The following is a 22501-nucleotide window of genomic DNA, read 5'->3' as shown; positions in this document are numbered from 1 at the left end:
CGGCCTCCTATTCGCTCCCACGAGGCGGCGCGGGAGCTGGGCCATGACAAAGACGTCTCTTCCGACGCATCCTCTGGGAGAGGCAGCCAATGTTATTTCCTGGGTCGATCAGGAACTCGCTGGGTGCCGCTTTCGGGACAATCGTCTCGGCCAGCGCCTGCGCAAGCTCCTGACCCACATGGCCGGTGCCATTGGCGGCAGCCTTCCGCTGGCCTGCCAGGATTGGGCTAACACCAAAGCGGCCTACCGCTTCCTGTCCAATCCCAAAGTTTCCGACCATGAGATCCTTCAGGGCCATTTCCAAGCCACCCGAACCCGCTTTGCCGCCTTCGGTGGCCCTATCTTGGTCATTCAGGACACAACCGAACTGTCCTACGAAAGAGCACAGCCTGAACGGATTGGTGCGACCCGCCGGGTCAACAGCGGCCGGGACAAGGAAGGTCGCTCCAGGATGCACACGGTCTGCGGGCTGCTCATGCACTCTTGCCTGGCTGTGACCGCGGATGGGCTGCCGCTGGGGCTTTCGGCGATCAAGTTTTGGACGAGGCCTCAGTTCAAGGGCGCCCGGACGCTCAAACGCAAGATCAACCCGACCCGGGTGCCCATCGATCAGAAGGAGAGTATCCGCTGGCTGGAGTGCATGAGGCAGTCCGTGGCGCTGTTCGGTGCTCCTGAGCGCTGCATCCATATCGGCGACCGGGAGAACGACATCGACGAGTTCTTCTGCACGGCTCAGGCTCTGAGCACGCACTTCCTGGTCCGAACCTGCGTGGATCGGTTGGCGGGCGATGGCCAGCACACCATCGCGGACGAGATGGCAGAGGTGAAGGTCAAAGGACGGCATCAGGTCGAAGTTCGCAGCCCGAAAGGCGATGTGAGCCTTGCCACCGTAGAGCTCAAATACCGCCGGATCCACATCCTGCCTCCGATCGGCAAGCAGAAGCGCTATCCAGCCCTGAGCCTGACGGTGATCCACGCACAGGAGCGTCATCCACCCAAAGACCGGGCGCGGATCGACTGGAAGCTGATCACGGATCTGCCGGTACGATCCCGCGCGGACGCGATCCAGATGCTCGACTGGTACGCCATGCGCTGGAAGGTCGAGCTGTTCCACAAGATCCTCAAGTCCGGGTGCCGAGCGGAGGAGACCAAGCTGAGAACGGCCGAGCGCCTGGTGAACCTGCTCAGCATCTACTGCATCCTGAGCTGGCGGATCTTCTGGATGACGATGCTCAATCGTGTTGTTCCGGACGTGCCGCCGCGGCTGGCCTTGACGGACTTGGAAATGGACCTGCTCGACGAGCTGGTGCGAGACAAGGGCCAGGTGCTGCTGCGGAGCAAGACGCTCGCCTACTATTTAACTAAGATCGCCCGCATGGGCGGCTACCTTGCCCGTGGCCATGATCCTCCGCCAGGAAACACCGTCATGTGGAGAGGACTATCCCGCCTGATGGATATCGAACTCGGCGCTAGGATTGGGCGCAAATCTATGGGTAATTGAAAGTCATCATGAGCCCCTACATACACAATCGTTTTTGAGGCAATGCTCCGGCGGCTCGTCATGAGTGCTCTTGGGCATCGCTTGCAGGTTCGACCTTACAACGTACAGCGAAATTGGTGCGGCGAAAGCTGCGCTAGGGTTAAGTAGGCCGCCATAAGTCTTGCAACGCGAGAGCTGCGGGTGTTTTCTGGGGAGCATGCAACGACATGATCACTCTCCCGAGACGTGGCTCGACGAGGCGGATCGCAAGCGGCTGGCCGCCGCGCTTGCTGGCGCCCGTGAGGCCCGTGTGTATCGCCGCCTCGAAGCGCTGCTGCTGGTGGCCGAGGGGCATTCTATGGCGGAGGCGGCCCGCCGCTGCCGCGTCAACCGCTCCAGCGTGCACCGCTGGCTGGCCCAGTACAGGGCCGAGCAATGAGGCCACGGCACTGATCGACCGGCCGCGCAGCGGGCGTCCGCGCCTTCACCACACCCTCACGCCGCGGCGGCTGGCGGCGGCCCTGGCGCGCGACCCGCGCCGCTGCGGCTATCAGGCCACGAGCTGGACGGTGCCGCTGCTGGCGCACGACCTGGCCACGAAGGGCCTCGCGGTCAGCCCCCGGACCCTGCGGCGCCGGCTGCACGAGGCAGGCTATCGCTGGAAGCGCCCGCGCTACGTCTATGTCGAGCGCGCGCCTCATCTGGCGCAGAAAAAAGGGGCATCACCCGGCGTCTGAAGGCGGGCTGGCACAGAGGCGATCGGCTGCTGTGCCTCGACTGGACGCTGTTGCGGCTGTTTCCGCCGCTGCGGGCGACCTGGGCGCTCAAGGGCACTCAGGCCACCGTGCCGATCACCGGCCGCAACGCGAAGCGGGTGCTGTTTGGGGCGATCGACCTGCGAAGCGCGCGCCGGGTGGTGCTGATCCGCCACCGCGCCGGTCAGGCCGATGCCCAGGCGTTCCTGCGCGCATTGCGGCGCCGCTACCGCGGCGCCGGCTGGCTCTGGCTGCTGAGCGACCGGGCCAGCGCCCACACCGCCCCGCAGACCCAGGCGCTGGCAGACTGGTCTTGCTTCGAAAAAATGGAGAGCTTCTGATGAAGCAGGAGGATCTCCATGCCGAAGACCCGTTTTAAGAGAGAGTTTCAGGATGAGGCCGTCCGCCTCGTTTTGACGAGTGGGCGCTCGCAACGCGCGATCGCCGACGATCTTGGGGTGAACCGTTCGACGCTCGCGCGCTGGATGGCGGAGCACCAGGATATGCGGCCTTCGTCGGCCCCGCCGCCCAATGAGGATGTCATGGACGAGCTCAAGCGCCTCCGTCGCGAGAACGAGGTGCTGCGGCAAGAGCGCGACATCCTCAAGAAGGCCACCGCTTTTTTCGTCAAGGAGGGAAGTCGATGAGGTTCACGTTCATCGATGCGGCGAAAGCGGAATTCCCCATCCAGCGCCTGTGCCAGGTTCTTGAGGTGAGCCAGAGCGGCTACTTTGCCTGGCGAAGTCGTCCGGCCTGCCAGCGTCAGCGCGACGATCTGGTGCTGCTCGCCCATGTCCGATCCGCCTTTCGAGAATCGAATGGCACCTATGGCAGCCCACGGATGACGCGCGAACTCCAGGATCAGGGCCTGCCGATCGGGCGCCGTCGGACGGCCCGACTGATGCGCGAGAATGGGCTCAAGGCCCGGCAGAAACGTCGCTTCAAGCGCACCACCGACAGCCACCACGCCTTTCCTATTGCTCCCAACCTGCTCGAGCAGGACTTCTCGGCCGAGCGCCCGAACCAGAAATGGAACGCGGATATCTCGTACGTGTGGACGAGCGAGGGCTGGCTCTACCTGGCCGTGGTCCTGGATCTCTTCGCGCGCCGGGTGGTTGGCTGGGCGGTGAGCGACCGGCTGCACAAGGAACTGGCGCTCGAGGCGCTGCGCAAGGCTCTGGCGATCCGAAGACCCGGTGAGGGGCTGACCCATCACGCGGACCGCGGCAGTCAATATTGTTCGATCGAGTATCAGGCCGAGTTGCGGAAGCACGGCATCCGGATCTCAATGTCCGGGACAGGCAATTGTTTCGACAATGCCGTGGTCGAGACTTTCTTCAAGACCTTGAAGTCCGAGCTGGTCTGGCGCACCGTCTTCCAGACGAGAGCCGAGGCCAGGAAGGCGATCGGTCGTTACATCGATGGCTTCTACAATCCCGTCCGGCGTCATTCGACACTGGACTATGTCAGTCCGGCTCAGTTCGAAAGGCTGGCCGGATAGCTACCAAACCGCTCTCCACTAAACCGAAGCAAATCCAGACCGGTTGCGGATCCGCTTCGTGTGGCTGCCCCGGCAGGCACCCGAACTGAGCCCGATGGATCAGCTCTGGCGCGAACTCAAGCGGCTGATTGCGGCCAACCGGCAGGCCGCATCCATCGATGCCCTGGCCGCCGATGCCGCAGCCTGGGTTCTGGCGCTGACGCCACAACAAGCGTGTCGCAAGGCGGGCATGGCATCCAAACACTTCTGGCTCAGAAAGCTGTTGCAGAACTTTTGGCGACCTACTTAAAAGATGGTATCGGCGAATTGTCGGGAAATGCCTGAAAGCAGTGATGCCGGCGAAACTAAGTTTTTTCTATCTCTTCAGCAGCGCGAGCCTCGATAAATCGCAGTTCCGCGGACGCTTCCAGTCTTCAGCGCAGCGCACACGCATCGAGTGTCAGGTAGACTGAGATCAGGACGGCTACGACGACAAGTACGGCGGTGGCCGTCAAGGTCGGCCATCCGACGCGGCTCTCGCGTGTAATCCGCGCTTCCAGACTCTGCAGCTTCCGGTCCCGCAGGTCCTGCTGTTCAATGCGATCGTGTATCATCGATGCCCCCATCGCCACTTTGTAATACTGCCCGTTCACTGGCTACACCTCTAAAGAGGTAGCGTCATGCAACCGCATCCCAATCGGATACTGGAAGGGAATCATCAAGAGCGCGAGGCAGGTATTCTTCAACCCGCGTCGGCCGCACGCACCCAATGGATCGCGTCCGGCGCCTCACTTTTCGTTAAGCCTGTTTCGAATTGAGTTGTCGAAGCGGGAGCCTCGCTGCCCCGAGGCGGTTGTCCTGAGCGTTCCAATTTTCGACGAGGACCGACGATGAGAAATGCTTCACACTTCGTTGCCCTCTCCTTCCTGATCCTAGGCTGCTCATGGCAGCCCGTGTCGGCTGCCAGCTTCGACTGCTCCAAAGCCGAGGCGGCCGATGAAAAGGCGATCTGTGCCGATCACCAACTGAATGACGCCGACGTCGAGATGTCGGTTCTCTATGTCCAGCTGAAACCTTTCCTCGGAATGGGCGCTCGCGGCGACATGGAGGATCAGCAGGTCGCATGGCTCAAGCGTCGCGCGGCCTGCGGAGCGGATCATTCCTGCCTGAGCAAGGCCTATGCGGATCGCCTGCTGCAGTTGAGAGGCGGCTTCGACGCGCTCGCCAAGCGCGGGCCTTTCTGAAGCATTCACCCGAAGATGCTTCGAGCGCCGCGCAAATGAAACGGAATATCGCAGCGTGGCCGCTACGATGGCGATCTGGTATCGATGTGACATCGCGCACACCTCGCAGGCCCAGAAAATGCCACGGTATGCCTCCCTACTGCCTATCCGAAAGGGAGACGAACCATGCGCGCGACCCTGGCTCTTCTTTGCCTTTTCTTCGGCTCGCCGGACGACGTCGCAGCCGAATGCCCCGATGCGGCACAGGAGCTGAAGGTCGAACGCTATCGCACTTTCCTTTCCGCCCTCTCATCCTTCGACCCGGGGCCGGACATCAAGGCACCGACAGACCTGCCCGAGGATCTGAAGGACGTCATCGAAGCGTGGACGAGTCGAAGGTAAGCCCGAACCATCCACCGATCAGTGGAACTGCATGTTGTTCGTCACACCGGCATGCGAGCACGACGGATCTCGCGCTGCAGAACTGCAACTTACGCCGGCTCCATGCCGTACTGGCGTTTCGGCGCCTCCGCCTGAGGCGAGGTCAGATATTCCAGCAGCTCCTGCGCCTTCTCAGGCTGCAAGGACATGCCGGAGACACCGGCCGTGAAGACGGTCACGGATTGAATCTCCGGTGGCAAGGGACCGAGGATCTCTATGCCGGGCACATGCATCAGTTCGCTGAGCTGCTGGAAGCCCAGATCTGCTTCTCCCTCGGCCACAAGCGTGCCGACCGGTACGCCAGGAGGAGCCTGAAGGGCTCGTTGTGAAACCGTCTCGGCTATGCCCCAGCGTTCCCACAGTTGCAGGAGATGATCGCCGCTCGGTCCGGTGGAGTAGCAAATTCTGCGCGCGTCCAAGATGGCCTGCCTGACCGATTCTTCATCGCGGACATTCGGCCTCGGTGCGCCCAAACGGATCGCCATCGCGATCCCCGAGCGCGCAAATCCCACTCGGGTTCCGGGAACGATATGACCCTCTGCCTCCAATTTCTCCATGACGTTCGAGGCAAGGACGATGATGTCAGCGGGCTCACCGGCACGAACCAGACGAGCCGCCTCCACCCCGCCCATCGGCCTGATAGCAACCTCAATTCCAGTCCGTTGCTCATAACTTTCGGCGAGGTCGGCCAGAATTTGCCGCGTCGCCATGGACGAAATGCCCGTCAGCCGATTGGTCATCCACCACCCCAACGTTCTTCTCGGCATATCCTCCATATCAAGCCGCACATCTCAAGAGCGAATGAAGGTCAGGTTATCGAGGTGATCTCAGACACGCATTGTCTCGGCCGCGACGTGAGGCGTGCCGAGGCTGCCATGCGCAAGCGCGAAAGGAAGGAAAAGCGAACGGAAAATGTAAAACGGCTGTAAAACGGTCCTGCCGTTCCAGCCGCACCATCGCCCAAGTCTTTGAAGAGATTGGTGGGTGTGCAAGGATTCGAACCTTGGACCCGCTGATTAAGAGTCAGCTGCTCTACCAACTGAGCTACACACCCGTCGCCGAAGCGAGTTCAGCGGCGCGATGTCCGCTGAAGAGGCCGTGCGTGTAACAAACCGGGTGGACCCTGTCTAGCCCCATTCGGTGAGGTTTTCCGCCTCAGGCCAAGGTTTTCCGGCATGAGGCGACGACGGCGCCGTTTTCCGCCCGGAAACATAGTTTCGCGCCGACAATCGCGACCTCGGCACGCGCCTCCGGCCAAGCTTGCAGGTTCGACAGGCGAAGCCCATCGACCCAAGAAAAAGGCCCGCTGAGCGGGCCTTCAATCTGCTTATTCCGCCGCATGCTGGGCGTGCAGGCGGGCGCCTCGGCTCATGAGCTTGTTCAGGGCGCCGAGATAGGCCTGCGCCGAGGCCACCAGGGTGTCCGGGTCGGCGGCGCGGGAGGTCACGCTGCGGTTGTCGGCAGAGAGGCGCACCGAGACCTCGGCCTGGGCGTCCGTGCCCTCAGTCACCGCATGAACCTGATAGAGCTCCAGCACGGCCTCATGAGGCACGAGGGCCTTGATCGCGTTGAAGGTGGCGTCGACCGGCCCGTTGCCCTCCTGCTCCTCGATGACGATCTTGTCGTCGACCTGGAGCCGCATGGTGGCGCGCTGCGGGCCGCGGGTGCCGGCGACGATGTGGAGCGAGACCAGCTTGATGCGGTCATGGGCCATGGCGATGTTCTGGTCGACCAGGGCCTCGATATCCTCGTCGTAGACGTGCTTCTTGCGATCGGCGAGTTCCTTGAACCGCTCGAAGGCATCCTGGAACTGGTTGTCGGAGAGGCTGTAGCCCAGCTCTTCCAGCTTGTTGCGGAAGGCGGCCCGGCCCGAATGCTTGCCCATGACGAGCGATGTCTTGGACACGCCGACGCTTTCCGGCGTCATGATCTCGTAGGTCTGGGCGTTCTTCAGCATGCCGTCCTGGTGGATGCCGCTCTCATGGGCGAAGGCGTTCCGTCCGACGATGGCCTTGTTGTACTGCACCGGGAACGAGGTCGCGGCAGAGGCGAGCTTCGAGGCGCGGGTCAGCATGGTCGCCTCGATCCCCGTCTCGTAGGGCAGCACATCGCCGCGCGTCTTGATCGCCATGACGATCTCTTCCAGGGCCGCGTTGCCCGCCCGCTCGCCGATGCCGTTGAGGGTGCACTCGATCTGCCGGGCGCCACCTTCCAGCGCCGCCAGGGAGTTCGCCACGGCCAGACCCAGATCGTTGTGGCAATGGGCCGAGAAGACCGCCCTGTCGGCATTCGGCACGCGCTCGCGCACGGCGCGGAACATGGCGCGGTATTCGTCGGGCGTGGCATAGCCTACCGTGTCGGGCAGATTGATGGTGGTCGCGCCGGCCTTGATGGCGGCTTCCACGCAGCGGCACAGATAGTCGATCGGGGTGCGGGTGGCGTCCATGGCGGACCACTCGATATCCTCGATCAGGTTGCGGGCCTGGGTCACGGTGTTGGTGATGATCTCCAGGACCTCCTCCTCCGACTTGCGCATCTGATGCGCCAGATGGATTGGCGAGGTCGAGACGAAGGTGTGGATGCGGGGCCGGGCCGCGTCGCGCACGGCTTCGCCGGCACGGGCGATATCGGCCGAGATGGCGCGGGCGAGGCCGGCGACGGTCGCGCGCTTCACCTGCTTGGCGATGAGGGAGACGGCCTCGAAATCGCCGTTCGAGGCGATGGGGAAGCCTGCCTCGATGATGTCGACGCCCATGGTGTCGAGCAGTTCCGCAACCTCGAGCTTCTCCTCCAGGGTCATGGTGGCGCCGGGGCATTGCTCGCCGTCGCGCAGGGTGGTGTCGAAGATCAGAACGCGGTCCTTGGAGGAGCCGGATACGGAAGCGGTCATTATTCTAGTCCTTCTCGGAGGGAGCGGCGCCTTGGGGAGTGATCCTTTAGCGCTCAAGGTTGTTTCTGCTGGTCCAGAACCCCTGAGAGCCCAGGCGGCGACGCCCAGCCGACCCTCAGGGGCGACTAAGGAGAAGGAGGCCAAGAAGACGCGCGCGAGCGGCCGCGGAAGCGGAACCCTTCGTCGCTGCGCTGGGGAAGCCGATGATCATCGCTGCCCAAATCCTCCTCGGCCGCGGACATGAAGCCGCGAACAACGGGCTTGTTTGTAACGGGGCTCACCTGAGATGGCAAGCGCTTGAAACAAATGAAAAGCCGAGGCTCGACTATCGTATGGGTTATGACTCGCAGCGCGGCAGGGCTGGTCTATCGGCAAAGTGCCCTAGATCGAATGAAGCTTGGCCTTTATTCCTCGCCCCAGAGGTCATCAAGGAGTTGCTTCGATGAAGACTGCCATCCTCGCCTTCAGCCTGACGGGTTTGCTTGCGCTGCCCTTAGCCGCCTGCAACCAGACCGCCTCGGGCCCCGCCCCTGCCGGCACCAGCGTCACGCCGTCCGGCTTCCGCATGCCGGAAGGCTCGGGCTGCAAGGGCGAGATCGACCGCTACCGCGCCGTCATGAGCAACGATCTTTCCATGGGGCATGTGAACTAATCGGTCTATAACCGGGTCGACCGGGAGCTCGGCCAGGCCGAAGCAGCCTGTGCCGCCGGGCGCGATGCCGAGGCCGTGCGCATGGTCAACGCCACGAAATCCCGTCACGGCTATCTCTGACCAACGCATCGGATGGATCCTAAAAGTGGCTTCCACTTTTAGGTCCGATGCTCGAAAGCCCATCCGAAGAAGGATTGCAGGAAGAGCGGCATCCGCTCGGGATCGATGTCCTCTGTCCCGCGGACGATCCGCACATCCTGCAGTTCCGGCTCGTCCTGAGCCGCGATGTTGGCGCGGATCCTCGCTGCCCCCTCCTCCGCCGTCACCGGCAGGGTCACCAGCCGCAACAGAGCGATGGTCGGCCAGCGCTGGACGATGATCCATTCGTCGGCAACGCGGTAATCGCTCTCGCTGAGGCCGGTTTCCTCGGCCAGTTCCCGGGTAAGGCTGGTCGCCAGATCGACGGTGCCGTCAGGCTTGAGGTCGCTCAGATCCGGCGTGCCGGCCGGGAAATAGACCCGTCCCGCATTGGCCGTGCCCGCTACCATGACGCCGCAGATATAGGCACCGTCGGAGCCGCGCAGCGCCCCCATGGCGAAGCCGTTGGCGATGGCGGGATCGGGATAGCCGGCGTCGATCCAGGCGACGAAATCCGCGTAATCGACCTCGAAATAGGTGTTGCGGCAGACATCGCCCTCGAATGCCACGTCCTGAAGCAGAAGCACCCGGCCGTTGAACATCAGCGCCGTGCCTGCCGTGCGGCGCTTCCAGTTCTCCTCGACGAAAGCCCTGTTCTGCTTCGGCCAAGCCCAATCGAACGGCCGGCAGCAGGCCTCGACGCGCGAGACGCGCCGGATCTCGAACGCGCGGTTCACGCGATGATCTCGCCGCGGCTCACCATCACGGCCTGCCCACCGATCTCGGCTGCGACCAACTCTCCACCCTTGACCGTCATCTGTAGCGCGATCTCGCTCGGACGGCCCATCTCGACACCCTGCTCGATGACGATGTTGTGCTCGCCGTCGCCCAAGGGCTCGCATTGCATGAGAGCACCCGCAAAGGCCGCGGCCGCGGAGCCGGTCGCGGGATCCTCGGCGATGCCCATCCCCAGGCCGAACATGCGGGCGCGGAAGCGCAAACCATCTGCCTGGGGCATCCGGGCATAGACATAAGGCGCCGGGTGGTCGCTGTCGCCGAACGCCTTGTCGAAGGCCTCTCCCTGCGGCTTGGATCTTGCCAAAGCATCAAGCGACGAGACCGGCACGAGATCGTAGGCGACGCCGGCCGAATGGCGGCTTGGAACATGGCGGTCGAAGCCGATCTCCGTCGGATCGAGGCCGAGCGCCCAGGCGCAGGTGGTGGAATCCTTGCCCTCGCCCCAGACGAATGGCAGGCGCGGCAGGCGGAAGCGGGCCGACCCGCTCGTCCCGTCCGTCACATCCACTGCGCATGGGACGATGCCGACCTGCTCCTTCAGGCCGAAAGCCACTGCACCCGGCTGCCCGCCTTGATCGAGAATCGCCAGGAGCACGGCCGTTCCGACCGTGGGATGGCCCGCGAAGGGCAGTTCGCGCACGGGCGTGAAGATGCGGATATCCGCACGCTGGCGCGGCTCCGACGGCTGGAGGACGAACACCGTCTCGGAGAGATTGAACTCCTTCGCGATCCTCTGCATCGCCGGCGTATCGAGCCCCTCGGCTTCGAGCACGACGGCGAGAGGATTTCCGGCGAAGCGCTCGCCCGTGAAAACGTCCAAGGTGACAAAGCGGCGGGACATGCGGATCGGACCTCTCCAGAATTCGTCAGGTCGGATGAGGTACTCTCCGACGGCCCGGTGTCAACAGAACGAATACGGGCGGGCCTCGATTTTCTCGCGTGTTTCGAGGCTCGCCCGTTGAGGGATGGAAGAAGGCGCCGGTCCTACATCGAGGCCTGACGCACGAACCGGTCGTTGAAGGTCGCGGCGAGATCGACCTTGGCTTCCTTCAGCTCCGGATCGAGCTGGCGCAGCATGTCGAGCACGCTCTGCATGCCGGTCATCTGGACGATGCCGTCGCGCGAATAGCTCTCGAGCGAGTTCTGCACGGCCTTGAGATAGAGCGGCTTGTCACCGAGGTAGTATTCCTCCGGCACCGTGGCGGCGATGTCATCGGGCTTTGCCGTCTGAAGCCATTTCAGGGTCTTCACGAAGGCATTGACGAGGCGCTGCACGGTCTGAGGATTGCTGTCGATGAAATCCTTCTTCATGTAGAGGGTCGCGGCCGGGTTCGAGCCGCCGAAGAGCGCGCGGGTTCCGGCTTCCGTGCGGGTGTCGACGAGGATCTGGATGTCGCCATCGGCTTCGAGCTTGGCGATCACCGGATCGAGATGGGAGATCACGTCGATCTCGCCCTTCTTCATCGCAGCCACCGCACTGGCGCCCGATCCGACGCCGATGATGGCGGCATCGGAAGGCTTCAGGCCGGCCTTCACCATGGCATATTGCGCGGTGAGCGCGGTCGATGATCCGGGCGCGGTCACGCCGATCTTGAGGCCCTTGAAGTCTGCCGCCGACTTGATCTGCCCGGCCTTGTCCTTCTTCGCCGCGATCACGATGGCCGGGAAGCGCCCGAGCTCCGTGACGGCCACCACGTCCTGACCCTTGGCCTGCATGCGGATCGTGTGCTCGTAGGCTCCGGTCACCACGTCGACGGAGCCGCCGATGAGCGCCTGCAGCGACTTCGCGCCGCCGCCGAAATCGTTGATCTCGACCTCGAGCCCCTGCTCCTTGAAGAAGCCTTTCCGCTCGGCGATGGTGAGGGGCAGATAATAGAGCAGCGGCTTGCCGCCGACGCCCAGCGTCACCTTCGCCTTTTCCGGCGCTCCCTGCGCGAAGGCATTCGGGCCCACAGCCGCAGCGAGGCCGAGAGCCCCTGCGCTTTTCAGAAATGTACGGCGTTCCATGGCGTTTCTCCCTGTTGTGATGGGTAATCGTTGACTCTAGAGCATCGGACCCAAAAGTGGACCCATTTTGGGTCCGATGCTCAACTCCTTAAAGAGCGCATCGTTTGGCGGAAAACCGGGGCCACTTTTCCGCACGATGCGCTAGTTGCGCGCGGCCAGGGACGTCTGCGGCCGCCAGACGAGAAAGCGATTTTCGATCATCGTCACGAGCATGTCGATGAGGATCACGAAGATGGAGAGGATCAGCATGCCGGCGAAGACGCCCGTCACGTCGAACACGCTCTCGGCCTCGTGGATCTTGTAGCCGAGCCCGGCGGACGAGCCGAGGTATTCGCCGACGACAGCGCCGACGAGCGCGAAGCCCACCGAGGTGTGCAGCGACGAGAACACCCAGGTCAGCGCCGACGGCCAATAGACATGGCGCAGAAGCTGACGCTCGTTCATGCCGAGCATGCGCGCATTGGCGAGCACCACCGGCGAAACCTCGCGAACGCCCTGATACACGTTGAAGAACACGATGAAGAACACGAGCGTGAAGCCGAGCGCCACCTTCGACCAGATGCCGAGGCCGAACCACAGGGCGAAGATCGGTGCGAGGACCACCCGAGGCAGCGCATTCGCCGCCTTGATGTAGGGATCGAAGACGGCGGCAAGCAGTTCCTTGCGCGCAAAGAGGAACCCGAAAACGATGCCGCCGCCGGCTCCGATCAGAAAAGCCAGAATGGTCTCGACCAGGGTGATCCAGAGATGCCTCCAGATCTCCCCGCTGGCGAAGAGCGTCCAGCATCGTTTCAGAACATCGAGCGGCGTCGAGAAGAAGAACTGAACCTGCTTGGCCGTTCCGGTGATCGGATAGACGGTCAGCACATGCCATAGCAGCAGAAACATCAGGCCGACGCCGATCTGAAGAACGGTCAGTTTCAAGCGCGGCATCACGCTCCCTCCCCCTGGCTGTAGGCCTTCTGAACCTCGACGCGCAGGCTCGCCCAGATCTCCTTGTGGATGTGGTGGAAGGTGGGCTCCATGCGCACCTCCGCGATGTCGCGCGGCCGGGGCAGCGTCACCGGAAAGTCGCCGATGATCCCTGCCGCGGGACCTGCCGACATCAGCACCACGCGATCCGCCAACGCAATCGCTTCCTCCAGATCGTGCGTGACGAACATCACCGCCTTGCGGTCCGCCGCCCAAAGGCTCAGGAGCAGATTGCCCATGATCTGCCGCGTCTGCGCGTCGAGCGGTCCGAAGGGCTCGTCCATGAGCAGGATTTCCGGATCGCGGATCAGCACCTGCGCCAGCGCGACGCGCTTGCGCTGCCCGCCGGAGAGCATGTGCGGATAGCGGTCGACGAAGGCTTTAAGCCCGACGCGAGAAAGCCAGTCCCGTGCACGCTGCAGGGCCTCGCTGTGCGAGACGCCCTTCGGTTCGAGAGCGACCGCCACATTGTCGAGAGCCGTCTTCCACGGCATCAGCGCTTCCTGCTGGAAGAGATAGCCGGAGCGCAGATTGAGGCCGGCGAGATCGTTGCCGAAAATCGTCACCTTGCCCTCGGACGGCTTCAGCAGGCCGGCCGCCGCGTTCAGGATCGTGGACTTGCCCGAGCCCGTCGGGCCGACGATCGCGACGAACTCGCCTGGGCGGACGGAGAGATCGATTCCGCTGACGGCGGTGTAGCCACCGACTTTCGGCCCGAAGGTGATGGCAACATCGTTGAGCGCCACCGCCGCAAGGGAGGTCGCCTGATCCATTCCGATCCTCATGGTCCCTCTTTCAGGCGGGCATTCTAACCGCCCGAAGACCGACCGCAAGCGAGGCCGCCTTCGCCCTTCGGCCTATCCGCGGACTGGGATCGTCTCAAACTTCCACGGCCTCGAAGCGATGGGAGGGCGTCACGAACTCATCCTGCGCCGCAATGGTCAGGATCTCGCGGGAGCCCGCCTCCTCCGTGCGCTTCAGCAGACCGTAGATGGAGGCGGCGGCCTCGGCGAGAGCCTTGGGCGCCGAGCGCGAACGGGCGTAATGCACGAAGAACAGCGCCGCGATGGCATCGCCCGCGCCGTTGACGGACAGGGAGAGTTTCGGCGTGCGCACCTGCCAGGTGCGTCCCTCGGCGCTCGCGATGAGATCCACGCTGTCGGCCGGCGTTTCCTTCGTCTCGACGGAGGTGACGAGCATGACCTTCGGGCCCAGATCTTGCACGATCGCGATCGCGCGCTTCACGTCGTCGAGACTCTGCGTCGTCAGGCCCGACAGGTAGTCGAGCTCGAACTGGTTGGGCGTGATGATGTCGGCGGCGGGCACGGCCTGCTCGCGCATGAATTCCGGAACGCCCGGACGCACGAAGATCCCGCGCCCCACATCGCCGATCACCGGATCGCAGCAATAGAGCGCGTCCGGATTGAGCGAGCGCACCCGCGCCACGGCGGACAGGATCGCGTTGCCGATATCGGCGGAGCCCATATAGCCGGAGAGAACGCCGTCGCACCGTTCGAGAACGCCGCGCTCGGCGATGCCCTCAACCAGGTCCTCGATGGCCGGACCGTCGAAGACCCGCCCCTTCCAGGAACCGTAGCCGGTGTGGTTCGAGAACTGCACCGTATGGATCGGCCAGACCTCGACGCCGAGGCGCTGCATCGGAAACACGGCTGAGGCATTGCCCACATGGCCGTAGGCGACGTGGGACTGGATCGAGAGAACGTTCATGGCTCGGGCCCCCTTCGCCTTCCGGTTAGCGCAACAAGCGCTTCGCTTCAAATCGCGTGATGTGATCCGATCCATCACGAATGCAGTTGGTTCCCGGGGCTTGGGGCCTTATGGCCTTGGAACGCAACCGCAGCAGGACACCCACCGGCCCGATGGATATCGAGTTTCTCAAAGCCAGCATTGTGGAGTTCGTGCAGACCCATCAGGCCCATGCTCCCCTGGTGCTCGGCCTCATGACCTTTGCCGAGTCGCTCGCCTTCGTCTCCCTGCTCCTGCCGACCACGGCGATCCTGATCACCGTCGGCTTCGTGCTGGCCGCGGCCGATGTCCCCTTCTGGCAGATTTGGGCAGGAGCAGCCTGCGGCGCCTTTCTCGGGAACTGGGTCTCCTATGCCATCGGCCGGCGCTACAAAGAGGCCGCCTATCGAACTTGGCCCCTGTCGCGCAATCCCAAGCTTGTCGCGCGGAGCGAGAGCTTCTTCCGGCGCTTCGGCCCCTGGGCCGTGTTTCTCGGGCGCTTCATCGGCCCGATTCGCGCCGTGATTGCCCTGATCGCCGGCATTTTCCTGATGCCCCCGGTGCTGTTCCAGGCCGCCAATATGGCGTCGGCGTCAGCCTGGGCCTTTCTTGTCCTCGGGCCTGGAGCAAGCCTCGTCCATCACCTGCCCTGGTGAGGGAACCCGGACTTCCGGGGCTCATTAACCTCCACCACCAAAGGAGGCTCCCGATGGGTAAAGGCAAGATGAGCGGCGACAATTCCGGCGAGAGCAAGAAGCATCCCGGCGATCACGTCCGCGGTTCGGGCGGCACGGTGAAAAACCGCATCGACCCCGGCAAGCAGGACAACAACAAGGCTCAGAACACCAAGGACAATCGACAGTAAAACCTGGCGGCTCGCCATCCGGCGAGCTGCCATTCCCCTCCGTTTCCAGAGGTGGCAACGGCCCTCCGCAATGTTAGATCAAGATATAACATTGCGGAAGACTTGTTGTGCCCCTGCCTTCTCCCGGCTCCTTAGAAGAACTCCCCACCGTCGCCTCTCCATCAGAGGCTGTGAATCCCCTGGAAACCGGCCTGCCGGCTGCCTGGTGGCCCTCGGTGGCGGGAGTGACCTCGTTCGTCTTCTCGATCTTCTGGATGGTGGAGAGCTGGAAAAGCGCTGCGCCCCTGCAGGGCCCGACCAAGGTGAACCATCTGACCCAGGACCTTGCGGGTCTCCTGGCGACGCTTGTCTGTTCCTATGCCACTTACCGGTTCTGGAAGCACCGCTCGGAAACGCTCGGCATCGTTCTCGGCCTCCTCGTGGCCGCGGCAGCGATGATGTGGCATCGGACGTAAGCGGGGCAGATTGGGGGCGAGGGATTCCTCCAGACCGGCATTCATGATTCGATCCAGGCATGACCTCGCCGACGGATGATCCCGCTAAGCCCCTGTCCCAGGCGGCTTCGCGCAGGCTCGTTTCAGATCCGGCCGGCACACTCGAGCGAGTGAAACAGGACCTCTCGCAGCTACGGACCGCCCTATGACATGATCGGGGTCGCCGTTGCTGCCACAGCCCCAGCGGACAATCGTTGTCGGGTGTACGCTTGTCCCTCCAGCTGCAAACAGAGAGGTTGCGCCATGACCCCCTCGCCTATGACGGCCGTCACGGACGTATTCACCGAACCCAGCGACGTCGATCCGGAGACGCTGAATAATCTGGGCCCCTTGCGGCGGCTGGCGGGGCGCTGGCGCGCGCGCAAGGGCGTCGACCTCAACCCCAAGGCGGAAGGCCCGGAGCGGCGCGTTTTCATCGAAAACATCGATTTTCAGGCGATCGACCCGCAGACGAACGGACCACAACTGCTCTATGGCCTGCGCTACCACATCCACATCACGACCGAGGAAGAGGACATCACCTTCCACGATCAGGTCGGTTATTGGCTGTGGGAGCCGGCCACCGGCCTCGTCATGCAGACCATCGCCATCCCGCGCGGGCAAGTCGCCATCGCGGCGGGGCAGGCGACACCCGATTCGAACGAGATCGTCGTGACGGCAACCCGCGGGCAGACCGAATATGGCATCTGCTCGACAACCTTTCTGGAGCAGGCGTTCCGCACGAACAGCTACCAGATCACGATCACCTTCCATCCGGACGGGAGCTGGAGCTACGTGACCGATACCGAACTGCTGGTGCATGGCCGGGACGCGCCTTTTGCCCATCAGGACCGGAACACGCTTCATCGAGTCGGGGAAGCGAAGCCCAATCCCTTGGCGATGATTTTGGCCAAGCGAAAGGCAGGTTGAGCGTGGCGCGGCCCGCCGAAAGTCGCTCCGTCTCGAAGCCTTCCCGCTAGAGCATCTTTGAAGAGCGCATCGTTCGGGGCGGACCCAGAGGGCCGCGTCAGCGAAAACCGGATCCACTTTTCCGCACGATGCGCTAGCCATCAGACGTAGCGGTGTTCCGGCTGTTCGAGCGATCTCAGGTGGGTTTGAACCCTTCGAGAGCCCCTGCTTCGATGCGTTCGCGCGTGTGCCGGTAGCCGATCTCCACAACCTTCTCGAAATGCTCCCAGCCGCGCAGCGGCACGTCGGCGAGAGGCGGGTGGATGATGTGGGCCGCATGGGCCCGTGCCTTGAGCGTCTGAGCTTCGCTTGAGATGGTTGCCGAGCGGTAGAGCAGGCTGACTATATCCGGAGCGTCGGCAGGCACACCGAGAAGACGGCGGAGCAGCGGCGCCTTCCTGGCGTCGTCTGGACCGGTGAAGGCCGCGTCCCGGGCCACATCGATCCCGAGCACCGGCCCTCTCTGGAGGTCGGCCATCACATCCGCCGGCAGATTGTTCATCATGGCTCCGTCGACCAGAACCCCCTCCTGCTCGACCACCGGCGGCAGCAGGCCTGGAATGGCAAGGCTCGCCCGGAGCGCGCGCCACAAGGCCCCCTTCCGATGCACATGGGTCGTCCCCGTCGTCAGGTTGGAGGAGACGCAGAAGAAGGGCAGCCAGAGATCCTCGATGTTCCGCTCGCCGAAATGCGCGACCAGGCGCGCATCGACCTTGAGGCCGCGCACCAGCGCGACGAGAGGCAGGGTGTAGTCGTTCAGGGGCGGCCGCGTCACGAAAGCTTCGCGCATGAGAGCCTTCGCCTCGTCGATACCGATCTGAATGGCGCAGGTGGCTGCCATGAGAGCCCCGATGCTGGTCCCTCCGACCAGATCGATGGGGATTTCGTATTCCCGCAGCGCCTGGATGGCACCGAGATGGGCAAAGCCCCGCGCACCGCCGCCGGCCAGGACGAGACCGACGGCCTGCCCGCTCGAGGTGCGGATGAGCCGCTGCAAGTCTGACAGATTGTTCTCACGAAGCTGGAGGCGCTGATCGATGGGAAGTCCGTCGAGCGATGGATGCGCCGGCGCGGGACGGCTCGCATCCGGCTCCTGTAGCAGAACGAGATCGTGCCTTCGCCAGGATGATGCGGTACGCAGCAGCGCCTCGGCATCGCAGGCCAGGGGCTCGCCGGGGCGGGCGACGAATATGACGTGGTCCGCATGGCGGATGCACCGCTCCGTCCAGTGACCCGACGGTTCGGACGCCACGTAGATCACACGTGAGTGGCCAGCCTCGAAGCGATAGAGCCAGCTTTCATCAGCCTCGGACGGCATCGCATCGATCAGGTCAATTCCCGCACCCTGGCTGCGGCGCATCTCCCGGAGGAGGGCCTGCGCGAAATCCGTGGCATCCACGCCCTTCGTCACAGGAACGAGGGCGAAGGTCGTCGGCATGAAGGTGACTGGCGCACTGTGTGTCGCCGCCCGAAGCCTGTCGGCCAGGAGCCTCGAAAGGTAGAGCATGACCGAGGGCCAGCGCTCGATCAGGTGGTCGAAATCCTCTCGAGCCAGCCTGAGCAGCAGGGAATCCCTGAGCGCCGTGACCGTGCCCGAACGGGGTGCATTGGTAATGAGCGCCATTTCCCCGACCGTCTCGGGCGGCTCGATGCGGGCAATGCGCCGCTGTTCGCCATGGCCGCCCTGGAATGAGACGCCGAGCGCTCCCGACATGACCATATAGAGCGAATCCGCCGGATCCCCTTCCTGGAACAGGACCGCGCCGCCCGGCAGGTGGATGCGCTGGAGCCGGGACTGGAACTCGAGACGCGCAACAGGATCAAGCCCGGCCCAGAGCGGGGGGTCGAAATCCGACAGGTCGTCAATCAAGCCTTTAACGGTCATCGCAGCAAAAAAGCATCGGAGGGTTCCTCCGATGCTCTAGCGGGATTACGCCGCGGTGACAAACTTACATTTGGCTTAGCGGCTTATACCGACTTTCGGCGCAGGCCGGCCGCGACGCCTGGAACGGCTCAGTTCCGGGACTTGTCGACCAGGGCCTTTTCCTTGATCCAAGGCATCATGTCGCGCAGGCGGGAGCCCACGTCCTCGATGGGGTGGGCCGCGTTGCGGGCGCGGGTCGCCTTGAAGGAAGTCTGGTTGACCCGGTTCTCGAGCATCCAGTCGCGGGTGAACTTGCCGCTCTGGATGTCTTCCAGCACGCGCTTCATCTCGGCCTTGGTCTCCGCGGTGATGATGCGCGGGCCGGTGACGTATTCGCCGTATTCGGCGGTGTTGGAGATCGAGTAGTTCATGTTGGCGATGCCGCCCTCGTAGATGAGGTCGACGATCAGCTTCACCTCGTGGAGGCACTCGAAATAGGCCATCTCGGGGGCATAGCCCGCCTCGGTCAGGGTCTCGAAGCCCGCCTTGATGAGCTCGACGAGGCCGCCGCACAGCACCACCTGCTCACCGAACAGGTCGGTCTCGCATTCTTCCTTGAAGGTGGTCTCGATGATGCCCGCGCGGCCGCCGCCATTGGCGGAGGCGTAGGAGAGCGCGATGTCATGGGCGTTGCCCGTGGCGTCCTGGTGGATCGCGATCAGGGTCGGCACGCCGCCGCCGCGCTGGTATTCGGAGCGTACCGTGTGGCCGGGGCCTTTCGGGGCGACCATGAGCACGTCGAGGTCCTTGCGGGGCTCGATCAGGTTGAAATGGACGTTGAGGCCGTGGGCGAAGAGAAGCGCCGCGCCCTGCTTCAGGTTGTCGTGCAGATCGGCGCGGTAGATGTCGGCCTGCAACTCGTCGGGGGTCAGCATCATGACCACGTCGGCCCACTTGGCGGCGTCGGCCACCTCCATGACCTTCAGGCCGGCCTTCTCGGCCTTGGCCGCGGAGGGCGAGCCCTTGCGCAGCGCCACGACAATGTCCTTCACGCCGGAATCGCGCAGGTTCAGGGTGTGGGCATGGCCCTGGCTGCCGTAGCCGACGATGGCAACCTTCTTGCCCTTGATCAGATTGATGTCGGCGTCGCGATCGTAATAGACACGCATGGTCCTCAAATCCCTTATCTCGAAGGGGGCGTTCCCCCGGTCTCCATTGGCGCTGCGCCGGCATTCGGCCTGCGCAACATTTATTTTGTCAGGCGCCGCTTTTAGCGAATAAAACTGCGCTGACAAGCTGTTGTTTGTAGCAAAACTGCGACCCCTGGCTGCGTTGAGCGCAAGGGTCAGCCTTTTCCGCCGACAAACGACCCGAAGCTGGAGAGTTCAAACGGCTCCCCAATGCTCTAGATTGACGTCTCGAATCTCCACCGCGAAGGATGACGCCGCATGCAGCGCCTTGCCACTCCCGACGAAGTCGTCTCTTTCTGGCGCGAGGCCGGAACGGAGAAATGGTTCTCGAAGGATGAGACCTTCGACCAGATCTGCCGCGACCGCTTCCTGCCCACCTACGAGGCCGCCGCACGGGGCGATCTCAACGAGTGGGAGCTTAACCCCGAGGGTGCGCTCGCCGTTATTCTCCTCCTCGACCAGTTCCCCCGCAACATGTTCCGGGGGAAGCGCGAAACCTACAAAGCCGATCCGGTCGCCCTGATGGCCGCCGACCGCGCCATCGAACGCGGCTTCGACAAACAGGTGGAGCCCGACTTCCGGCGGTTCTTCTACCTGCCCTTCATGCACTCCGAATCCTTGGAGGATCAGGAGCGCTCGGTGAGCTTGAACGAAGCCCTCGGCGAGGATTCCTCGAAATGGGCACGCCACCATCACGAGATCGTCGCCCGCTTCGGCCGCTTCCCTCATCGCAACGCCATCCTGGGCCGCGAGATCACGCCCGAGGAGGAAGCGTTCCTGAAAGAGAGCGAGTTCAGGGGGTGAGTTTGTGCTTCTCTGACGAGAACTCACCCTCCGTAAAGAACATGGCTTTCTCACCCCGCAGGATGGTGCAGAGTTCCTGAACGTATTTGCCGTTGCTGCTTTCTCGCGATCTTCCACGGGAGAGAAGCCAGTTTCGGTCTTTGTAAACTGTCACCTTCCAGCTGTTGTCGGTTGCCGTACGCATCCTTTCTCCCGGCTTGTCGGGATCAGGCTCGCTACTATGCCGAATTCCTTCGAAACCCCATCCGAGCACCACCCGGAGAGCAACATTCTCGTTGTCACTCGACTTGAGAGGATGGCAATTCCCGAACTCATCGATCAGCGAACCACTCGCTGCAATAGCGGCTTCAGTGCCGACAGTGAGAACAGCACCAGCGACGGCAACCGAGATGCGCCTCATCACAGGATCCCTTCCGCGCCCCGCGCCATGGCGGCAACGCCGGTGCGGGAGACCTCCACGAGACCGACCGCCGTCATCAGCTTGATGAAGCGCTCGACCTCCTCCGTCGTGCCGGTGAGCTCGTAGACGAACGACGTCAGCGTCGCGTCCATCGTGCGGGCGCCGAAGGCGGATGCAAGGCGCATCGCCTCGACCCGATAGTCGCCCTTGCCGACCACCTTCACGAGGCAGAGCTCGCGCTCCACCGCCTCGCCGGTGAGCGTCAGATCGATCACGCGGTGCACCGGCACCAGACGCTCGAGCTGGCTCTTGATCTGCTCGATGATGCTGTTCGTGCCCGTCGTCACGATGGTGATGCGCGAGATATGCGCCTCGTGCTCCGTCTCCGTGACGGTGAGGCTTTCGATGTTGTAGCCGCGGCCCGAGAACAGGCCGGCGATGCGCGCGAGCACGCCCGGCTCGTTGTCGACGATGACCGCGAGCGTGTGCCGGTTCACGGGCTCGACGCGGGTCGCATCGGGATAATGGGTTTTCATCTGGAGCATGGTCTCGTTTCCCGAACTTTCCTCAAAACTCTCAAGCCGCCTTGCGGTAATTGTCGATGGCGTCCTCATCCACCTCGTCGGCATCGACGATCCACTCCTCCTTGAGCGCCGCCGAGCGCCATTCCTGGAAGGCCGGCAGCGAGAGGATCGCATCCACATAGGCGCGCGTCGTGGCGTCGATGGCGATGGAATAGGTGTCGAGGCGCGTGGCGAGCGGCGCATACATGGCGTCCGCCGCAGAGAAGGCGCCGAACAGGAACGGCCCGCCGGCTCTGACGCGCTCGCGCGCCTGGCGCACGATCTCACTGAAGCGCGCGACATCGCGGGCAACCGCCTCGCCCCTGTCCTTCGGCGCAAATTTCCTGCCAAGATTCATCGGACAGGCGGAACGCAAAGCCGGAACGCCCGCATGCATCTCCGCTGCAACCGAGCGCGCCATCGCACGGGCGCCGCGGTCAGGCGGCCATACCGGCGCGAAGGCATCGCCGATATATTCCATGATGGCAATGCTCTCCCACACGGTGACGTCGCCATCAATCAGGATCGGCACCTTGCCGGCCGGCGAATGCGCGAGCACTTTCGCCTTCGTGTCGGGCAGGTCGAGCGGAATGACGATCTCGTCGAAGGCGATCCCAAGCTGCTTCATCAGCAGCCAGGGCCGCAGCGACCAGGACGAGTAGCACTTGTTGGCGATGACGAGGGTTGGCATGGTCAGACGCTTTCCCCCTCTCCCGTGTGGGAGAGGGGCCAGGGGTGAGGGTGGGAGAGCGCAAAAGCGGACGCGGCCCAAACCCTCCTCCCCCTTGTGG

At 63.5% G+C, this 22501-nt stretch carries 28 protein-coding genes and 1 tRNA gene; 14 read left to right on the top strand and 15 right to left on the bottom strand.

Going from position 1 to position 22501, the window contains the following annotated elements; translation table 11 throughout:
- Nucleotides 1–43 precede the first annotated feature (43 nt).
- The 6 genes from BB934_RS19715 to BB934_RS19695 all read left to right on the top strand — a co-directional run bounded on the left by BB934_RS19715 (nt 44) and on the right by BB934_RS19695 (nt 4025).
- On the top strand, nt 44–1501 hold the full coding sequence (locus BB934_RS19715) for an IS4 family transposase (RefSeq protein WP_099511146.1): 1458 nt from the start codon (nt 44–46) through the stop codon (nt 1499–1501).
- Between the two features lie 196 nt (nt 1502–1697).
- The gene (locus tag BB934_RS49180) at nt 1698–1919 is read left to right on the top strand and encodes a helix-turn-helix domain-containing protein (RefSeq protein ID WP_237050023.1); all 222 of its coding nucleotides are present in this window, start codon (nt 1698–1700) and stop codon (nt 1917–1919) included.
- A gap of 130 nt (nt 1920–2049) precedes the next feature.
- Nucleotides 2050–2217, top strand: coding sequence for a winged helix-turn-helix domain-containing protein (locus BB934_RS49175; RefSeq protein WP_237050022.1), 168 nt, complete (start codon nt 2050–2052; stop codon nt 2215–2217).
- Nucleotides 2218–2267: 50 nt separating this feature from the next.
- Entirely contained in the window at nt 2268–2576 is a 309-nt protein-coding gene (locus BB934_RS19705; protein ID WP_237050021.1) for a transposase, read from the top strand.
- An 18-nt stretch (nt 2577–2594) separates the two neighbouring features.
- Nucleotides 2595–3736, top strand: a protein-coding gene (locus tag BB934_RS19700) for an IS3 family transposase (protein ID WP_418294697.1) whose coding sequence is annotated in 2 segments (ribosomal slippage) — nt 2595–2853 and nt 2853–3736 — 1143 coding nt in all. Because the reading frame shifts where the segments join, the coding sequence is not laid out codon by codon here.
- 43 nt (nt 3737–3779) lie between these two features.
- Complete coding sequence (locus BB934_RS19695) at nt 3780–4025, top strand: hypothetical protein (protein ID WP_237050020.1); 246 nt, start codon at nt 3780–3782, stop codon at nt 4023–4025.
- Nucleotides 4026–4149: 124 nt separating this feature from the next.
- Here BB934_RS19695 and BB934_RS19690 read toward each other — a convergent pair whose 3' ends face one another.
- Complete coding sequence (locus BB934_RS19690; RefSeq protein WP_099513054.1) at nt 4150–4329, bottom strand: hypothetical protein; 180 nt, start codon at nt 4327–4329, stop codon at nt 4150–4152.
- A gap of 276 nt (nt 4330–4605) precedes the next feature.
- Between BB934_RS19690 and BB934_RS19685 the strand changes: the two genes are divergently transcribed.
- Nucleotides 4606–4959, top strand: coding sequence for a lysozyme inhibitor LprI family protein (locus tag BB934_RS19685; RefSeq protein WP_099511145.1), 354 nt, complete (start codon nt 4606–4608; stop codon nt 4957–4959).
- A gap of 165 nt (nt 4960–5124) precedes the next feature.
- The gene (locus BB934_RS19680) at nt 5125–5340 is read left to right on the top strand and encodes a hypothetical protein (RefSeq protein WP_099511144.1); all 216 of its coding nucleotides are present in this window, start codon (nt 5125–5127) and stop codon (nt 5338–5340) included.
- Between the two features lie 89 nt (nt 5341–5429).
- Here BB934_RS19680 and BB934_RS19675 read toward each other — a convergent pair whose 3' ends face one another.
- The 3 genes from BB934_RS19675 to BB934_RS19660 form a co-directional block, all read right to left on the bottom strand.
- Nucleotides 5430–6155 carry a substrate-binding domain-containing protein gene (locus BB934_RS19675; protein WP_237050019.1) on the bottom strand — a complete coding sequence of 242 codons (726 nt, stop codon included), beginning with the start codon at nt 6153–6155 and terminating at the stop codon, nt 5430–5432.
- A gap of 202 nt (nt 6156–6357) precedes the next feature.
- Nucleotides 6358–6433: transfer RNA gene (locus BB934_RS19670), tRNA-Lys, on the bottom strand.
- A 273-nt stretch (nt 6434–6706) separates the two neighbouring features.
- Nucleotides 6707–8269 carry a 2-isopropylmalate synthase gene (locus tag BB934_RS19660; protein WP_099511142.1) on the bottom strand — a complete coding sequence of 521 codons (1563 nt, stop codon included), beginning with the start codon at nt 8267–8269 and terminating at the stop codon, nt 6707–6709.
- Between the two features lie 442 nt (nt 8270–8711).
- On the opposite strand from BB934_RS19660, the gene BB934_RS49170 reads away from it, so the two are divergent.
- Nucleotides 8712–8921: a hypothetical protein gene (locus BB934_RS49170; protein WP_237050018.1), complete on the top strand. Its 210-nt coding sequence runs from the start codon at nt 8712–8714 to the stop codon at nt 8919–8921.
- Nucleotides 8922–9079: 158 nt separating this feature from the next.
- Here BB934_RS49170 and BB934_RS19650 read toward each other — a convergent pair whose 3' ends face one another.
- From BB934_RS19650 to pdxY, 6 genes are all read right to left on the bottom strand, one after another.
- Nucleotides 9080–9796, bottom strand: a complete 717-nt coding sequence (locus BB934_RS19650; RefSeq protein WP_099511141.1) for an NUDIX hydrolase — start codon at nt 9794–9796, stop codon at nt 9080–9082.
- Complete coding sequence (locus BB934_RS19645) at nt 9793–10698, bottom strand: PhzF family phenazine biosynthesis protein (RefSeq protein ID WP_099511140.1); 906 nt, start codon at nt 10696–10698, stop codon at nt 9793–9795. The genes BB934_RS19650 and BB934_RS19645 overlap by 4 nt, the downstream gene beginning before the upstream one ends.
- A gap of 143 nt (nt 10699–10841) precedes the next feature.
- Nucleotides 10842–11864, bottom strand: coding sequence for an ABC transporter substrate-binding protein (locus tag BB934_RS19640; RefSeq protein WP_099511139.1), 1023 nt, complete (start codon nt 11862–11864; stop codon nt 10842–10844).
- 141 nt (nt 11865–12005) lie between these two features.
- On the bottom strand, nt 12006–12797 hold the full coding sequence (locus tag BB934_RS19635; protein WP_099511138.1) for an ABC transporter permease: 792 nt from the start codon (nt 12795–12797) through the stop codon (nt 12006–12008).
- Entirely contained in the window at nt 12797–13609 is an 813-nt protein-coding gene (locus BB934_RS19630; RefSeq protein WP_099511137.1) for an ABC transporter ATP-binding protein, read from the bottom strand. Before BB934_RS19630 ends, BB934_RS19635 begins: the two co-directional genes overlap by 1 nt.
- Before the next feature lie 106 nt (nt 13610–13715).
- Nucleotides 13716–14564 (bottom strand): pyridoxal kinase PdxY, encoded by an 849-nt coding sequence (pdxY, locus tag BB934_RS19625; protein ID WP_099511136.1) that lies wholly within the window; start codon nt 14562–14564, stop codon nt 13716–13718.
- A gap of 152 nt (nt 14565–14716) precedes the next feature.
- Between pdxY and BB934_RS19620 the strand changes: the two genes are divergently transcribed.
- From BB934_RS19620 to BB934_RS19610, 4 genes are all read left to right on the top strand, one after another.
- Complete coding sequence (locus BB934_RS19620) at nt 14717–15238, top strand: DedA family protein (protein WP_099511135.1); 522 nt, start codon at nt 14717–14719, stop codon at nt 15236–15238.
- A 53-nt stretch (nt 15239–15291) separates the two neighbouring features.
- Nucleotides 15292–15447 (top strand): hypothetical protein, encoded by a 156-nt coding sequence (locus BB934_RS47155; protein ID WP_157934230.1) that lies wholly within the window; start codon nt 15292–15294, stop codon nt 15445–15447.
- A 224-nt stretch (nt 15448–15671) separates the two neighbouring features.
- On the top strand, nt 15672–15902 hold the full coding sequence (locus tag BB934_RS19615) for a hypothetical protein (RefSeq protein WP_157934229.1): 231 nt from the start codon (nt 15672–15674) through the stop codon (nt 15900–15902).
- 282 nt (nt 15903–16184) lie between these two features.
- Entirely contained in the window at nt 16185–16850 is a 666-nt protein-coding gene (locus tag BB934_RS19610) for an FABP family protein (RefSeq protein WP_173909474.1), read from the top strand.
- A gap of 175 nt (nt 16851–17025) precedes the next feature.
- Here the strand turns inward: BB934_RS19610 and BB934_RS19605 are convergent, their stop codons facing one another.
- Both BB934_RS19605 and ilvC read right to left on the bottom strand, forming a co-directional pair.
- Nucleotides 17026–18774: a patatin-like phospholipase family protein gene (locus tag BB934_RS19605; protein WP_099511132.1), complete on the bottom strand. Its 1749-nt coding sequence runs from the start codon at nt 18772–18774 to the stop codon at nt 17026–17028.
- Nucleotides 18775–18902: 128 nt separating this feature from the next.
- Nucleotides 18903–19922 (bottom strand): ketol-acid reductoisomerase, encoded by a 1020-nt coding sequence (gene ilvC, locus BB934_RS19600; RefSeq protein WP_099511131.1) that lies wholly within the window; start codon nt 19920–19922, stop codon nt 18903–18905.
- A gap of 279 nt (nt 19923–20201) precedes the next feature.
- On the opposite strand from ilvC, the gene BB934_RS19595 reads away from it, so the two are divergent.
- Complete coding sequence (locus BB934_RS19595) at nt 20202–20747, top strand: DUF924 family protein (RefSeq protein ID WP_099511130.1); 546 nt, start codon at nt 20202–20204, stop codon at nt 20745–20747.
- Here BB934_RS19595 and BB934_RS19590 read toward each other — a convergent pair.
- The 3 genes from BB934_RS19590 to BB934_RS19580 are packed head-to-tail and all read right to left on the bottom strand — an operon-like array spanning nt 20737 to nt 22401.
- Nucleotides 20737–21147, bottom strand: a complete 411-nt coding sequence (locus BB934_RS19590) for a hypothetical protein (protein ID WP_099511129.1) — start codon at nt 21145–21147, stop codon at nt 20737–20739. The two genes, BB934_RS19595 and BB934_RS19590, sit on opposite strands and share 11 nt — an antisense overlap.
- A complete protein-coding gene (ilvN, locus tag BB934_RS19585) occupies nt 21147–21692 on the bottom strand; it encodes an acetolactate synthase small subunit (protein ID WP_099511128.1) in 546 nt (181 codons plus the stop codon). The genes BB934_RS19590 and ilvN overlap by 1 nt, the downstream gene beginning before the upstream one ends.
- Nucleotides 21693–21723: 31 nt before the next feature.
- Nucleotides 21724–22401 carry a glutathione S-transferase family protein gene (locus BB934_RS19580; RefSeq protein ID WP_099511127.1) on the bottom strand — a complete coding sequence of 226 codons (678 nt, stop codon included), beginning with the start codon at nt 22399–22401 and terminating at the stop codon, nt 21724–21726.
- Nucleotides 22402–22501 lie beyond the last annotated feature (100 nt).

This window comes from Microvirga ossetica (assembly GCF_002741015.1).
Classification (GTDB): domain Bacteria; phylum Pseudomonadota; class Alphaproteobacteria; order Rhizobiales; family Beijerinckiaceae; genus Microvirga; species Microvirga ossetica.
This window is presented reverse-complemented; position numbering and strand designations above follow the sequence as displayed.

Coding starts and splice junctions, on each gene's coding strand:
- BB934_RS19645 (WP_099511140.1), bottom strand. CDS start 10,698: ATGTCCCGCCGCTTTGTCACCTTGGACGTTTTCACGGGCGAGCGCTTC.
- BB934_RS19610 (WP_173909474.1), top strand. CDS start 16,185: ATGACCCCCTCGCCTATGACGGCCGTCACGGACGTATTCACCGAACCC.
- BB934_RS19680 (WP_099511144.1), top strand. CDS start 5,125: ATGCGCGCGACCCTGGCTCTTCTTTGCCTTTTCTTCGGCTCGCCGGAC.
- BB934_RS19690 (WP_099513054.1), bottom strand. CDS start 4,329: ATGATACACGATCGCATTGAACAGCAGGACCTGCGGGACCGGAAGCTG.
- BB934_RS19620 (WP_099511135.1), top strand. CDS start 14,717: ATGGATATCGAGTTTCTCAAAGCCAGCATTGTGGAGTTCGTGCAGACC.
- BB934_RS19590 (WP_099511129.1), bottom strand. CDS start 21,147: ATGAGGCGCATCTCGGTTGCCGTCGCTGGTGCTGTTCTCACTGTCGGC.
- BB934_RS19685 (WP_099511145.1), top strand. CDS start 4,606: ATGAGAAATGCTTCACACTTCGTTGCCCTCTCCTTCCTGATCCTAGGC.
- BB934_RS19595 (WP_099511130.1), top strand. CDS start 20,202: ATGCAGCGCCTTGCCACTCCCGACGAAGTCGTCTCTTTCTGGCGCGAG.
- BB934_RS19605 (WP_099511132.1), bottom strand. CDS start 18,774: ATGACCGTTAAAGGCTTGATTGACGACCTGTCGGATTTCGACCCCCCG.
- BB934_RS49180 (WP_237050023.1), top strand. CDS start 1,698: ATGCAACGACATGATCACTCTCCCGAGACGTGGCTCGACGAGGCGGAT.
- BB934_RS47155 (WP_157934230.1), top strand. CDS start 15,292: ATGGGTAAAGGCAAGATGAGCGGCGACAATTCCGGCGAGAGCAAGAAG.
- ilvN (WP_099511128.1), bottom strand. CDS start 21,692: ATGCTCCAGATGAAAACCCATTATCCCGATGCGACCCGCGTCGAGCCC.
- BB934_RS19715 (WP_099511146.1), top strand. CDS start 44: ATGACAAAGACGTCTCTTCCGACGCATCCTCTGGGAGAGGCAGCCAAT.
- BB934_RS19635 (WP_099511138.1), bottom strand. CDS start 12,797: ATGCCGCGCTTGAAACTGACCGTTCTTCAGATCGGCGTCGGCCTGATG.
- BB934_RS49170 (WP_237050018.1), top strand. CDS start 8,712: ATGAAGACTGCCATCCTCGCCTTCAGCCTGACGGGTTTGCTTGCGCTG.
- BB934_RS19630 (WP_099511137.1), bottom strand. CDS start 13,609: ATGGATCAGGCGACCTCCCTTGCGGCGGTGGCGCTCAACGATGTTGCC.
- BB934_RS19660 (WP_099511142.1), bottom strand. CDS start 8,269: ATGACCGCTTCCGTATCCGGCTCCTCCAAGGACCGCGTTCTGATCTTC.
- BB934_RS19580 (WP_099511127.1), bottom strand. CDS start 22,401: ATGCCAACCCTCGTCATCGCCAACAAGTGCTACTCGTCCTGGTCGCTG.
- BB934_RS19675 (WP_237050019.1), bottom strand. CDS start 6,155: ATGGAGGATATGCCGAGAAGAACGTTGGGGTGGTGGATGACCAATCGG.
- BB934_RS19640 (WP_099511139.1), bottom strand. CDS start 11,864: ATGGAACGCCGTACATTTCTGAAAAGCGCAGGGGCTCTCGGCCTCGCT.
- ilvC (WP_099511131.1), bottom strand. CDS start 19,922: ATGCGTGTCTATTACGATCGCGACGCCGACATCAATCTGATCAAGGGC.
- pdxY (WP_099511136.1), bottom strand. CDS start 14,564: ATGAACGTTCTCTCGATCCAGTCCCACGTCGCCTACGGCCATGTGGGC.